Genomic DNA, 13,278 nt, shown 5'->3' with positions numbered 1-13,278 from the left:
CTCAGCTGCCGAAGTCGGCCGAGGCCCGGCGCGCCATCTCGAGGAACGCCTCCTTGTTGGCCAGCTCGCTCTCGAGGTCTGCGACCTTGCGGGCGTCGCCGGCCGCGGTGGCCTTCTCCAGCTTGGCCCGGGTCTCGGCGATGCCGGCCTCGAGCTTGACGATGATGTCGCTGGCGCGGGCGGACTTCTCCGGGTCGCTGCGGCTCCACTGCTCGTCCTCGACGGCGCGGATGGCCTGCTCGACCTTGCGCATCCGTCCCTCGAGCTCCTTCATCCGGTCGCGCGGGACCTTCCCAGCGGCGTCCCACCGGTCGGCCAGCTCGCGGAACGCGCGCTTGGCGGCGTCGAGGTCGGTCACCGGCACCAGGGCCTCGGCCTCGGCCAGGATCTGCTCCTTGACCTCCGCGTTGGCGGCGAACTCCTGGTCGAGGGCGGCGTTGGCGGCGTCGCGGGCGCCGAAGAACGCGTCCTGGGCGCCGCGGAAGCGCTGCCAGAGCTGGTCGTCCACCTCACGCGGCGCGGGCCCGGCGGCCTTCCACTCCCGCATCAGGTCGCGGTAGCGGCCGGCGGTCGGTCCCCACTCGGTCGACGAGGCGAGGGCCTCGGCCTCCTTGGCCAGTCGCTCCTTGATCACGCGCGCGGCGTCACGACGCTCGTGCTCCTCGGCGAAGTGCGCCTTGCGGCGACGGGTGTACGTCGTCCGCGCGGTGGAGAAGCGACGCCACAGGGCGTCGTCGGTGGCCCGGTCCAGCCGGGGCAGCTCCTTCCACGTGGTGAGCAGGTCGCGCAGGCGGTTCGCGCCGTTGCGCCAGTCGGTGCTCTCCGCGAGACGCTCGGCCTCCGCGACGAGCTTCTCCTTCTGCGCCTTGGACTCCGCGGCCTTCTGCGCGCGCTCCTCGCGACGAGCCGCCCGCTGGGCCGCGATGACGGGGGCGAGGGCGTCGAGCCGGCCGGCGAGCGAGACCAGGTCGCCGACTGCGTGCGCGTCCACGACCTGCTCGCGCAGCGCCTTGGCAGAGGTGGCCGCCTCCTCCGGCGAGAGCCGGCCGGAGGCGACGCGCTGCTCGAGCAGGTGCACCTTGCCCTCGAGCTCCTCGAAGCGCTTGGTGAAAAACTCCAGGGCCTCCGCCGGCGTGCCGGCCTCGTAGGACCCGACGGAGCGCTCCCCGTCGGCGGTGCGGACATAGACGGTGCCGTCGTCGGCCACCCGACCCCAGGGGGCCGAGTCGTCCCGTGACTGCTTGTCGGAGCTCATGGTCGCCCATCGTAGTCATGGCGCCGACCGCCCTCGGTAGGCTTCCCTGCGACAACCACCTCTGTGCACCGATGCAAGGACTGACACCTGTGTTCATTGCTGGCTTCCCCGCCGGACCCTGGGGGACCAACTGCTACGTGGTGGCGACGGGTCCGGGGGCCGAGTGCGTGGTGATCGACCCGGGCAAGGACGCCGCCGACGGTGTCGACCAGGTGGTGCGCGAGCACCGGCTCAAACCGGTCAGCGTGCTCGTCACCCACGGGCACGTGGACCACATGTGGTGCGTGGCCCCGGTCGCCGGCAGCTACGACGCGACGGCCTGGATCCACCCCGCCGACCGGCACCTGCTCACCGACCCGATGGCCGGGATGAGCCCCGAGACGACGCAGATGCTGCTGGGCGGCAGCTACGCCTGGGCCGAGCCCGACGACGTGCGCGAGCTGTCGGACCTCGCCGAGCTCGAGCTCGCCGGCCTGCGCTTCGTGGTCGACCACACGCCCGGGCACACCGAGGGCTCGGTGACCTTCCGGACGCCGTACGCGCAACAGGACGTCTCGGAGGTCATGTTCTCCGGCGACCTGCTCTTCGCGGGCTCGATCGGCCGCACCGACCTGCCCGGCGGCGACCACGCCACCATGCTGCGCAGCCTGACCGACAAGGTGCTCCCGCTGGCGGACGATGTCGTCGTCCTGCCGGGCCACGGCGAGCAGACCTCGATCGGTCGCGAGCGCGCCACCAACCCCTACCTCCTCGACCTCACCCAGGACCTGTGATGAGCAAGATCAGCCCGCTGAGCGGGTTCCCCGAGCTGCTGCCCGCCCAGCGTGCCGTCGAGCGGGAGGTCATCGCGTCGCTGTCACGCACCTTCGAGCTCCACGGCTTCGCCAACATCGAGACCCGGGTCGTCGAGCCGATCGAGCGGCTTGCCAAGGGTGGTGAGGTCGACAAGGAGATCTACGTCCTCCAGCGCATCGCCGCCGAGCCGGACGCCCGGGCCGAGCTCGGACTCCACTTCGACCTCACCGTGCCGTTCGCCCGCTACGTCCTCGAGCACGCCGGCCACCTGCAGTTCCCGTTCCGCCGCTACCAGGTCCAGCCGGCCTGGCGGGGCGAGCGTCCGCAGGAGGGGCGCTACCGGCAGTTCACCCAGGCCGACGTCGACGTCGTGGGCCGCGACGAGCTGCCCTTCCACCACGACATCGAGGTGATGGCGGTGATGGTCGACGCCCTCGGGCGGCTGCCGATCCCGCGCGTCAGCTTCCAGTTCAACAACCGCAAGCTCATCCAGGGCTTCTACCGCGGGCTCGGCATCGACGACGTCACCGACGCGATCCGTGTCATCGACAAGCTCGACAAGCTGCCGCCCGACGAGGTGGCCAGGCTGCTGGTCGAGCGGGTCGGCACCACGCCCGAGCAGGCCCAGCGGTGCCTGGAGCTCGCCACGATCCGTGTCGAGGACACCTCCTTCGTGGAGCAGGTGCGCGCCCTGGGCGTCGCCGACGAGCTGCTCGACCAGGGCCTCGAGGAGCTCGCGGCCGTCGTCGAGGGATGCCGTGCCGTCGCCGGCGACCGGGTCGGGGTGGAGGCCAACCTGCGCATCGCCCGCGGCCTGGACTACTACACCGGCACCGTCGTGGAGATCTTCATGGACGGCTACGAGCGCCTGAAGTCGGTCGGCGGGGGAGGGCGCTACGACGCGCTGGCCAGCGACGGCCGTACGACCTACCCCGGCGTCGGGGTCTCGTTCGGGGTCTCCCGCACGCTGCTCCCGCTCCTGGCCGACGGCGTGCTCGCCGGCAGCCGCCCGGTGCCGAGCGTCGTGCTGGTCGCCCTCAACACCGAGGAGGACCGCGCCGCGAGCACCCAGGTCGCCGCCGCCCTCCGGGACCGGGAAATCGCTTGCGAGGTCGCCCCCGCACCGGCCAAGTTCGGCAAGCAGATCCGCTTCGCCGAACGGCGCGGCATCCCCTACGTCTGGTTCGTCCAGGCCGACTCCAGCACCGGAGCGGTCCGCCACCAGGTCAAGGACATCCGCAGTGGCGAGCAGCTCGACGCCGACCCCCAGACGTGGACCCCGCCCGCGGCCGACCTCCGGCCCGGCACCATCAGCAGCTACCCCAAGGAGAACCAGTGATCCGCACCCATGACGCCGGCGCCCTGCGCGTCGAGCACGTCGGCCAGACCGTCACCCTCGCCGGGTGGGTGGCGCGGCGGCGCGATCACGGTGGCGTGGCGTTCCTCGACCTCCGCGAGGCCAGCGGCGTCGTCCAGGTCGTCGTGCGCGACGAGGAGGTCGCGCACAGCCTCCGCAGCGAGTTCTGCCTCAAGGTGACCGGCGAGGTGGTCGCTCGCAAGGAGGGCAACGAGAACCCCAACCTGGCCACCGGCGCGATCGAGGTCGTGGCCAGCGAGGTCGAGGTGCTGTCCACCTCCGACCCGCTGCCGTTCCCGATCGACGACGCCTCCGGTCACAAGGGCGGCGAGGTCGGCGAGGAGGCGCGCCTCAAGCACCGCTACCTCGACCTGCGCCGCTCCGGCCCCAACGCGGCGCTGCGCCTGCGCTCGAAGGTCAACAAGGCGGCTCGCGACGTTCTCGACGAGCGCGGCTTCGTCGAGGTGGAGACGCCGACCCTCACCCGGTCGACCCCCGAGGGCGCGCGCGACTTCCTCGTGCCCGCGCGCCTGGCGCCGGGCAGCTGGTACGCCCTGCCGCAGAGCCCGCAGCTGTTCAAGCAGCTGCTGATGGTCGGCGGCATGGAGCGCTACTACCAGATCGCGCGCTGCTACCGCGACGAGGACTTCCGCGCCGACCGCCAGCCGGAGTTCACCCAGCTCGACATCGAGATGAGCTTCGTGGACCAGGAGGACGTGATCGAGCTGATGGAGGACGTGCTCGAGGCGATGTGGGCGCAGGCCGGCCACACGATCCCGCGACCGATCCCGCGGATGACGTACGCCGAGGCGATGGCGCGCTACGGCTCGGACAAGCCCGACCTGCGCATGGGCCTCGAGCTGGTCGACTGCACCGACTACTTCAAGGACACCCCGTTCCGGGTGTTCTCGCCGGAGAACGCCGCCTACGTCGGTGCCGTCGTCATGCCCGGCGGCGGCAGCCAGCCGCGCCGGCAGTTCGACGCGTGGCAGGACTGGGCCAAGCAGCGCGGCGCCAAGGGCCTGGCGTACGTCACCATCGGTGAGGACGGCGAGCTCGGCGGTCCGGTCGCGAAGAACCTGAGCGAGAGCGAGCGCGAGGGCCTCGTCGCCCACGTCGGCGCGTCGCCCGGCGACTGCGTCTTCTTCGCCGCCGGTGCGGTCAAGAGCAGCCGCGCTCTGCTCGGTGCCGCCCGCCTGGAGATCGGCCGTCGCGGCGGCATGCTCGACGACTCGCAGTTCGCCTTCACCTGGGTCGTCGACGCGCCCCTGTTCGAGCCGAGCTCCGACGCCGTCGCCAGCGGTGACGTCGCCGTGGGCGCCGGCGCCTGGACGGCGGTGCACCACGCCTTCACCAGCCCCAAGGCCGAATTCCTCGACACCTTCGACACCGACCCGGGCAGCGCGCTGGCCTACGCCTACGACATCGTCTGCAACGGCAACGAGCTCGGCGGCGGGTCCATCCGTATCCACCGCGGCGACATCCAGAAGCGCGTCTTCGCGGTGATGGGCCTGGGCGAGGAGGAGGCGCAGGAGAAGTTCGGCTTCCTGCTCGACGCCTTCAAGTACGGCGCGCCCCCGCACGGCGGGATCGCGGTCGGGATGGACCGCATCGTCGCGCTGCTGGCCGGCACCGACTCGATCCGCGACGTCATCGCCTTCCCCAAGTCCGGCGGCGGCTACGACCCGCTCACGGCGGCCCCTGCGCCGATCACCGCGGAGCAGCGCAAGGAAGCCGGTGTGGACGCCCGGCCCGCGGAGGAAGTGCCGTCCGCCGACTGATCGCCGGGAGGTTCGGCAGGGCTGTCGGGTGAATGGGTCGTAACTGGATCGTTACGCGCCAGTGATCGTCCCTGCGTCGCGGGTCACATAGAGTCCCGTCTCGGCGCAGGCCCCCGGGGACACCCCGGGACCGCGCCGGACAGGTCCCGAACCCAGATGGGGAGAGCATGTCGGCACAGACCGCAGGCCCGGAGACGCTCGGCTCGCTGAGCACCGAGCCGGACCCGCAGGATCCCACGAGCCAGCAGGCCAAGGAGATCGCGGGCAAGTCGCCGATGCGCATCGCGCTCGGGCGCCTGGCCCGCGACAAGATCGCGGTGGTCTGCGCGCTGGTCGTGCTCTTCTTCATCATCTGCGCCGTCTTCGCGGGTCCGATCTCGAGCCTCTTCGGGGTCAGCCTCGACACGCCGCTGGCCAGCGAGCGGGTCGACGGGCTCAACAACGGCCTGCCCAAGCCGGAGATGGGGCCGCCCAACGGGCCCTTCACGTGGGAGCACCCGATGGGCGTGGCCCCCCGGACCGGGCAGGACAACCTGGCCTACTGGCTCCACGGCTGCCGCGTCTCCCTCCTGATCGCCACGGTCGCGGCCGTCTTCGCGTCGGTGGTGGGCGTCGTGGTCGGTCTGCTCAGCGGGTTCCTCGGCGGTGCGGTCGACAAGGTGCTGTCGTTCTTCATCGACATGTTCCTCACGATCCCGTTCCTGCTGGCCGCGCTGACGCTGGCGCCGATCCTCAACGAGCGGTTCAACACCTCCGACAACTACGGCACCATCCAGAAGATCAGCCTGATCTGCGTCCTGGCGCTGTTCGGGTGGATGGGCACGGCACGACTGATCCGCGGTGAGGTCCTCTCGCTGCGCGAGCGGGAGTTCGTGCAGGCGGCGCGCGTGATGGGCATGCCGACCCGGCGCATCCTGTTCAAGGAGCTGCTGCCCAACCTGGCCGCGCCGATCATCATCAGCATCTCGCTGATGCTGCCGGCCTTCGTCGCCCTCGAGGCGGGTCTGGCGTTCCTCGGCATCGGCGTGACCGACGGCGTGTCGTGGGGCCAGATGATCCTCGACGCCGCGTCGCCGGTCTACTTCCGCGACTACCCGCAGTACCTGTGGCAGCCGATGGTCGGCGTCGTCGCGCTGGTGCTCTCCCTCAACCTCCTGGGCGACGCGATCCGCGACGCCCTCGACCCCAAGACGCGACGCTGAGGCGTCACGGTCCCACGCACGTCGCCGGAGACGCCGTCCTCGGTGAGAACAAAAAGGAAAGGCTGGACAGCATGAAGCGGAACAAGCCGCTCGCGCTCGTCGCTGGTGCCGCTCTTCTGACGCTCGCTGCCTGTGGCGGCGGTTCGTCGGACGACGGTGGCAACGGCGGCGAAGGCACGGAACGTGAGTTCGGTGAGCAGGGGGGAGGGACCAAGGACGCGGAGCGTCAGGGCCCGGCTCCTGAGATCGAGGGCGCCAGCACCGGCGGCACCATCACGGTGTACCTCCCCGGCGACCCGGGTCCCGACACCCTCGACCCGACCGGTGGCTGGTCGGTGACGGGCAACTCGATCCAGCAGGCGCTCACGAGCCGCTCGCTGACCCAGTACGCCCGTGACGAGAACGGCCAGCCCGTGCTGGTGCCGGACCTCGCCACCGACCTCGGCACGCCCAACGAGGACTACACCGAGTGGACCTTCACCATTCGTGACGACGCCACGTGGGAGGACGGCAAGCCCGTCACCGCCGAAGAGGTCGCGTTCGGCATCTGCCGCTCGCTCGACTCCGAGGCCTTCCCGTCCGGCCCGGGCACCGAGTACTCCAAGCACTACTTCGCCGGCGCCGAGGAGTACGAGGGCCCCTACACCGGCAAGGACCCCAACTGCGAGAAGTGGGACGGCGTCACGGTCGACGGCCAGGACATCACCATCAAGATGTCCACCCCGTTCCCGGACATGGACTACTGGGGCGCCTTCATGGCGATGGGCCCGGCCCCGCTCGGCAACGCCTCCAAGCCGCCGAACTACGGCCAGAAGCCGCTGGCCAACGGCCCTTACAAGATCGAGAGCTACAAGCCCAACGAGGAGCTCGTCCTCGTCAAGAACGACCAGTGGTCCGCTGACTCCGACCCGGCCCGTCACCAGTACGCCGACGGCTTCGTGTTCAAGTTCAACCAGGACCAGGCCAAGGTCGACGAGATCATGCTCTCGGACAACTCCGACAGCCAGACCGCCGTCGCCACCTCGCTGGGCTCGGGCAACTACAACGACGCCAACAGCCAGCTCGGCGAGCGGCTCGTCCAGCAGACCTCGCAGTGCGTGTCCACGCTGACGCCGGACTACGAGAAGATCGACGACATCAACGTCCGCAAGGCCCTGGCCTACGCCTACCCCTACGAGGACGCGTGGATCGCCGGCGGCGAGGTCCCCGGCGTGACGCGCATCCCGGCCAACTCGGTCATGCCTCCCGGCATGGCGGGCAAGCGGGACTTCCAGGTCGACGGTGAGCAGATCACCTACGACCCGGAGAAGGCCAAGGAGCTCCTCACGGAGGCCGGCTACGGCGACAAGCCGTACCCGATCACCATGGTCTACTACGAGGTCGACCCGCTGGCCGTCGACGTGCAGGACCAGGTCACCAAGGGCTTCGAGGCCGCTGGCTTCTCCGTGAAGGCCATCCCGGTCCAGGAGTCGCCGTACAACGTCTTCTTCGACCCGGACAGCAAGGTCAACAAGCAGCTCAACCTGCGTCTGGTGAACTGGTGCTCGGACTGGCCGTCGGGCTCCACCATGATCCCGGCCCTGCTCAAGACCGGTGCGGTGTACAACACCGCCGGGTTCTCCGAGCCGGAGATCGACGAGGAGATGGACGCCATCTCCACGCTCCCGCTCGAGGAGCAGCCGGACGCCTGGGGCGCGCTGGACGAGAAGATCATGACGGAGTACTTCCCGATCATCCCGACCGCGTTCCGCAACGACCTGTTCGTGTTCGGCTCCAAGATCGGCAACCCGACCGGCGACGGATCCATCGGCGCGCCGAACTACAAGGATCTCTACGTCATGCAGTGATCCCGGTGCTCGCTCGTTCCTGAGCACCACGTAGCTCCCCAGCAGTACTGACGGGTGGGGGCCCTCGCGACACGAGGGCCCCCACTCGCCAGCCCGGCCCCAGTAAGCTTCTCGCCCCAGGGTCCGACTCATCCACCATCCCGGAAGTGACCTGCGATGTTCGCCTATGTCGTCAAGCGGCTGATCTCGGGAGTCCTCGTCGTGACCTTGGTCTCGATGGCGATCTTCCTGCTGTTCTGGTACGGCCCGTCGAGTCCTGCCCAGCCGATCTGTGACCGCGAGACCAGCAACCGCTGCGGCAACAAGATCGAGATCTACGAGAAGACGCTGGGCTACAACAACCCGGTCCACGAGGAGTACGCCAAGTTCGTCAAGGGCGTGTTCGTCGGGCGCACCCTCACCATCGCCTCCAACGACTACGAGTGCAGCGCACCGTGCCTCGGGGTCAGCTTCCGCACCAAGGAGCCGGTCAAGGAGGAGCTGCTCTCGCGGGTGCCGGCGACCTTCTCCGTGGCCATCGGCGGCGCGTTCCTCTACCTCCTCTTCGGGATCCCGATCGGGGTCGCCGCCGCGCGGCGCCGCGGCTCCGTGGCCGACAAGGCCTTGGTCTCGAGCTTCCTGTTCATCAGCTCGATCCCCTACTACCTCTTCGCCCTGCTGACCTGGCTCTACCTCACCGTCACGTTCGAGATCCCCCTCTTCAGCAACACCGGGTACTTCTCACCGATCACGGAGGGGCCGTGGGCCTGGTTCAGTGGGCTCTTCCTCGCCTGGGTCGCGCTCGGCATCTTCGGCTGCACGCAGTACACGCGATTCACCCGCGGCGCCATGGTCGAGGCGCTGAGCGAGGACTACATCCGCACCGCCAAGGCCAAGGGCCTGCCGTCGCGTACGATCGTCTACAAGCACGGTCTGCGTGCCGCCCTGGTGCCGGTCGTCACCATCTTCGGCATCGACTTCGGCACCCTTCTGGCCGGCACGATCTTCACCGAGCGGATCTTCGAGATCCAGGGCATCGGCTGGTGGAGCCTGCAGGCCGTGCAGGGCATGGACCTGCCCGTGGTCCAGGCGACCGCGATCTTCAGCGCGGTGATCCTGATCATCTCCAACCTGCTCGTGGACATCGTCTACAGCGTGCTCGACCCGAGGGTGAGGCTTTCGTGACCAGTGTTCCCGTGACCCAGTCGGCTGCCACCGCGGCGGAGGTCGTCGACGGTCCCTACCTGCAGGTCGAGGACCTGCAGGTGACCTTCCCGACCGAGGACGGCCCCCTCACCGCCGTCAAGGGACTGTCCTACTCGGTGGAGAAGGGCAAGACCCTGGGCATCGTGGGCGAGTCCGGGTCGGGCAAGTCCGTGTCCAGCATGGCCGTGATGGGCCTGCACGACCCGAAGTCGGCCCAGATCTCCGGATCGATCCGCGTGGGCGGCACCGAGGTCGTCGGGCTGAGCGAGGCACGCATGCGCAGCCTGCGCGGCAACTCGATGGCGATGATCTTCCAAGACGCCCTCGCCGCGCTGCACCCGTTCTACAAGATCGGCGCGCAGCTGGAGGAGGCCTACCTCGTCCACCACTCCGGTGCCTCCAAGCGCGACGCCCGCCGCAAGGCCATCGAGATGCTCGACCGTGTCGGCATCCCGCAGCCCGACCGCCGGGTGGACGACTTCCCGCACCAGTTCTCCGGCGGCATGCGCCAGCGCGCGATGATCGCGATGGGACTGGTCAACGACCCGTCGCTGCTGATCGCTGACGAGCCCACGACCGCGCTCGACGTGACGGTCCAGGCGCAGATCCTCGACCTCCTGCAGGACCTGCAGCGCGAGTTCAACTCCGCCGTCATCATCATCACCCACGACCTCGGCGTCATCGCCGAGATGGCCGACGACGTGCTCGTGATGTACGCCGGGCGCTGCGTCGAGTACGGCACGACCAAGCAGATCTTGACCTCGCCGGAGATGCCGTACACGTGGGGCCTGCTCTCGAGCATCCCCGACGTCACCGCGTCCACCGACGCGCGCCTCATCCCCATCCCCGGCAACCCGCCGAGCCTGCTGAACCCGCCGACGGGCTGCCCGTTCCACCCGCGGTGCGTGCACTCCGACAAGGTTCCCGGCGACCTCTGCGTCACCGAGCTGCCGGCCCTGACCCCCGCGACCGGTCCCGGCCACCTCAAGCGCTGCCACATCGCGGACCCGTCCGCGGTGTACCGGACCGAGGTGCTGCCCGAGATCGCCCCCGAGCTCCTCGAGGAGACCCGATGACCCAGGACCCCAACGCCGAGGCGCTCACCCAGCCGACCGAGGTGGGCGCCAACGCCGCCGAGACGGGGGACCGGCGCCTGACCCAGGAGGCCAGCGACGCCTACGGTCAGCACGAGGCCGGAGTCGAGGACCTCGACTTCGCCACGGTCGCCGAGCACGGGCACACGGCGAGCGAGCTCGACCCCGAGGCCCCGGCCGTCCTGACCGTGGACAACCTCAAGATGTACTTCCCGGTGCGGTCCACCGGGCTCGTGCGGCGCACGATCGGTCACGTCCAGGCGGTCGACGGCATCTCGTTCGAGGTGCCCAAGGGCGGTTCGCTGGGCCTGGTCGGGGAGTCCGGCTGTGGCAAGTCGACCACCGGTCGCCTGATCACCCGGCTCTACAAGCCGACCGGCGGCTCGATGATGTTCGACGGGCACGACCTGGCCAAGCTGTCCAACCGTGAGATGAAGCCGCTGCGCCGCGACGTGCAGATGATCTTCCAGGACCCCTACACCTCGCTCAACCCGCGCCACACCGTCGGCGCGATCGTCGGCGCGCCGCTCGAGGTGCACAACATCGTGCCCAAGAACAAGGTGCTGCCGCGCGTGCAGGAGCTCCTCGAGATCGTCGGTCTCAACCCCGAGCACTACAACCGCTACCCCAACGAGTTCTCCGGCGGCCAGCGCCAGCGCATCGGCATCGCTCGCGCCCTCACCCTGAACCCGAAGGTGCTGGTGGCCGACGAGCCGGTCTCGGCCCTCGACGTGTCCATCCAGGCGCAGGTCGTCAACCTGCTCCAGGACATCCAGCGCGAGTTCGACGTGGCGTTCCTCTTCATCGCCCACGACCTGGCCATCGTCCGCCACTTCTGCCCCGAGGTCGCGGTGATGTACCTCGGCAAGATCGTGGAGATCGGCGACCGCGAGACGATCTACTCCCGCCCGCACCACCCCTACACCCAGGCGCTGCTGTCCGCGGTGCCCGACGTGAAGCAGGCGGCGGTCGGGGGTCGTCGCGAGCGCATCCGCCTCGAGGGCGACGTGCCGAGCCCGATCAACCCCCCGTCGGGGTGCCGGTTCCGCACCCGCTGCCAGTTCGCGCAGGAGATCTGCGCCAAGGTCGAGCCGCCGCTGCTGCAGATCGGCAAGCGCCACAAGGTCGCCTGCCACTTCGCCGGCGAGCTGGGCGAGCACCCGGCCACTCCGGTGACGACCGAGCTGCTCGGTGTCGACGACCAGGGGAGCCCCGTCCCGGGCGCCACGCCCACCAACACCCAGTTGACCATCCCGGGCTACGAGAACACCTGGTACGACCTGCGCACCAAGCAGACCACCGGGGTGTGAGCGGACCTCCGCGGCTGGCGGGGGATACTTCCGACGTGGACGGCTTGTTCGAGATCCCGGGCGCGGAACCGTCCGCGCCCGGGATCGCGCCCCAGGGCGGCGCGACCCCGGGAGCGGGGTCGCTGGGCGCCAACACGCACGCCTCGGCGCCGCTGGCGGTGCGGATGCGTCCGCGCACCATCGACGAGCTGGTCGGTCAGCAGCAGCTGCGCGCCGCCGGGTCCCCGCTGCGACGCCTCATCGAGGGCGACCAGTCGATGTCGCTCCTGCTCTGGGGTCCGCCCGGCACCGGCAAGACGACGATCGCCGCGATCGTCAGCCAGCAGACCCGACGGCGCTTCGTCGAGGTCTCCGCCGTCGCGGCCGGCGTCAAGGAGGTCCGCGCCGCGATCGACGGTGCCCGCGCCGAGCTCGCCCGGGGTGGTCAGGAGACGGTGCTGTTCGTCGACGAGGTGCACCGCTTCACCAAGGCGCAGCAGGACGCGCTGCTGCCCGGTGTGGAGAACCGCTGGGTGACCCTGATCGCGGCGACCACCGAGAACCCGTTCTTCTCGGTGATCAGCCCGCTGATGTCCCGCAGCCTCCTGCTGCGCCTGCAGTCGCTCACCGACGACGACATCGGCGAGGTGATCGACCAGGCGCTGGCCGACGAGCGCGGCCTGGGCGGTGCCACGCGGCTCGACGACGACGCCCGCGCCCACCTCGTACGCCTCGCCGGCGGTGACGCCCGTCGGGCGCTGACCTACCTCGAGGCGGCTGCAGGTGCCGCGGCCAGCAACGGGCTGGACGCCATCGACCTCGCCACGGCGGAGACCGCGGTCGACGTGGCAGCCGTGCGCTACGACCGCCAGGGCGACCAGCACTACGACGTGATCTCGGCCTTCATCAAGTCGATCCGCGGCTCCGACGTGGACGCCGCGCTGCACTACCTCGCGCGGATGATCGAGGCGGGGGAGGACCCCCGCTTCATCGCCCGCCGGCTGGTGATCAGCGCCAGCGAGGACATCGGCCTGGCCGACCCCACCGCCCTGCAGACCGCCGTCGCGGCCGCGCAGGCGGTCCAGCTCATCGGGATGCCGGAGGCACGGCTCAACCTCGCCCAGGCCACCATCGCGCTGGCCGTGGCGGCCAAGTCCAACGCGGTCATCACGGCGATCGACGCCGCTCAGGCCGACGTGCGGGCGGGCCGGATCGGCGCGGTCCCGCCCCACCTTCGCGACGGCCACTACGCCGGCGCCGCGAAGCTGGGCCACAACTCCGGCGCGCCCACGCCCTACGTCTACAGCCACGACGCCCCCTACGGCATCGCCGAGCAGCAGTACGCCCCCGACGAGCTCCTCGACGCGACCTACTACCGACCGACCTCGCTCGGCGCCGAGGCAGCCGTCAAGGAGCGCTGGGAGCGGGTGCGCCGCATCGTGCGCGGGCGCGGCTGAGCGCATGGTCGCGCGC

At 70.1% G+C, this 13,278-nt stretch carries 10 protein-coding genes; 9 read left to right on the top strand and 1 reads right to left on the bottom strand.

Annotated features, from left to right (window positions below; all coding sequences use genetic code 11):
- Window position 1 precedes the first annotated feature (1 nt).
- Window positions 2–1,255, bottom strand: coding sequence for a DUF349 domain-containing protein (locus J3P41_RS01075; RefSeq protein WP_210443368.1), 1,254 nt, complete (start codon window positions 1,253–1,255; stop codon window positions 2–4).
- 89 nt (window positions 1,256–1,344) lie between these two features.
- Here J3P41_RS01075 and J3P41_RS01070 point away from each other — a divergent pair, with 89 nt between their 5' ends.
- The 9 genes from J3P41_RS01070 to J3P41_RS01030 all read left to right on the top strand — a co-directional run bounded on the left by J3P41_RS01070 (window position 1,345) and on the right by J3P41_RS01030 (window position 13,262).
- The gene (locus J3P41_RS01070; protein ID WP_210443367.1) at window positions 1,345–2,028 is read left to right on the top strand and encodes an MBL fold metallo-hydrolase; all 684 of its coding nucleotides are present in this window, start codon (window positions 1,345–1,347) and stop codon (window positions 2,026–2,028) included.
- On the top strand, window positions 2,028–3,389 hold the full coding sequence (gene hisS, locus J3P41_RS01065; protein WP_210443366.1) for a histidine--tRNA ligase: 1,362 nt from the start codon (window positions 2,028–2,030) through the stop codon (window positions 3,387–3,389). The genes J3P41_RS01070 and hisS overlap by 1 nt, the downstream gene beginning before the upstream one ends.
- Window positions 3,386–5,188, top strand: coding sequence for an aspartate--tRNA ligase (gene aspS / locus J3P41_RS01060; RefSeq protein WP_210443365.1), 1,803 nt, complete (start codon window positions 3,386–3,388; stop codon window positions 5,186–5,188). Before hisS ends, aspS begins: the two co-directional genes overlap by 4 nt.
- A gap of 167 nt (window positions 5,189–5,355) precedes the next feature.
- Window positions 5,356–6,390 (top strand): ABC transporter permease, encoded by a 1,035-nt coding sequence (locus tag J3P41_RS01055; RefSeq protein WP_210443364.1) that lies wholly within the window; start codon window positions 5,356–5,358, stop codon window positions 6,388–6,390.
- Window positions 6,391–6,461: 71 nt separating this feature from the next.
- On the top strand, window positions 6,462–8,237 hold the full coding sequence (locus J3P41_RS01050) for an ABC transporter substrate-binding protein (RefSeq protein ID WP_210443363.1): 1,776 nt from the start codon (window positions 6,462–6,464) through the stop codon (window positions 8,235–8,237).
- A 156-nt stretch (window positions 8,238–8,393) separates the two neighbouring features.
- Window positions 8,394–9,401 carry an ABC transporter permease gene (locus tag J3P41_RS01045; RefSeq protein WP_210443362.1) on the top strand — a complete coding sequence of 336 codons (1,008 nt, stop codon included), beginning with the start codon at window positions 8,394–8,396 and terminating at the stop codon, window positions 9,399–9,401.
- The gene (locus J3P41_RS01040) at window positions 9,398–10,498 is read left to right on the top strand and encodes an ABC transporter ATP-binding protein (protein ID WP_307861772.1); all 1,101 of its coding nucleotides are present in this window, start codon (window positions 9,398–9,400) and stop codon (window positions 10,496–10,498) included. The genes J3P41_RS01045 and J3P41_RS01040 overlap by 4 nt, the downstream gene beginning before the upstream one ends.
- A gap of 221 nt (window positions 10,499–10,719) precedes the next feature.
- Complete coding sequence (locus tag J3P41_RS01035; protein WP_210649670.1) at window positions 10,720–11,826, top strand: dipeptide ABC transporter ATP-binding protein; 1,107 nt, start codon at window positions 10,720–10,722, stop codon at window positions 11,824–11,826.
- A gap of 35 nt (window positions 11,827–11,861) precedes the next feature.
- The gene (locus J3P41_RS01030; RefSeq protein ID WP_374192854.1) at window positions 11,862–13,262 is read left to right on the top strand and encodes a replication-associated recombination protein A; all 1,401 of its coding nucleotides are present in this window, start codon (window positions 11,862–11,864) and stop codon (window positions 13,260–13,262) included.
- Window positions 13,263–13,278 lie beyond the last annotated feature (16 nt).

The organism is Nocardioides sp. SYSU D00065, assembly GCF_017916425.1.
GTDB lineage: Bacteria > Actinomycetota > Actinomycetes > Propionibacteriales > Nocardioidaceae > Nocardioides.
The sequence above is the reverse complement of the archived record's forward strand: the minus strand, read 5'-3'. Positions and strand labels throughout refer to the sequence as shown.

Bases quoted from the DNA above. Each gene is read 5' to 3' on its own strand.
- J3P41_RS01075 (WP_210443368.1), bottom strand. From the start codon at position 1,255: ATGAGCTCCGACAAGCAGTCACGGGACGACTCGGCCCCCTGGGGTCGG.
- hisS (WP_210443366.1), top strand. From the start codon at position 2,028: ATGAGCAAGATCAGCCCGCTGAGCGGGTTCCCCGAGCTGCTGCCCGCC.
- J3P41_RS01055 (WP_210443364.1), top strand. From the start codon at position 5,356: ATGTCGGCACAGACCGCAGGCCCGGAGACGCTCGGCTCGCTGAGCACC.
- J3P41_RS01050 (WP_210443363.1), top strand. From the start codon at position 6,462: ATGAAGCGGAACAAGCCGCTCGCGCTCGTCGCTGGTGCCGCTCTTCTG.
- J3P41_RS01045 (WP_210443362.1), top strand. From the start codon at position 8,394: ATGTTCGCCTATGTCGTCAAGCGGCTGATCTCGGGAGTCCTCGTCGTG.
- J3P41_RS01035 (WP_210649670.1), top strand. From the start codon at position 10,720: ATGTACTTCCCGGTGCGGTCCACCGGGCTCGTGCGGCGCACGATCGGT.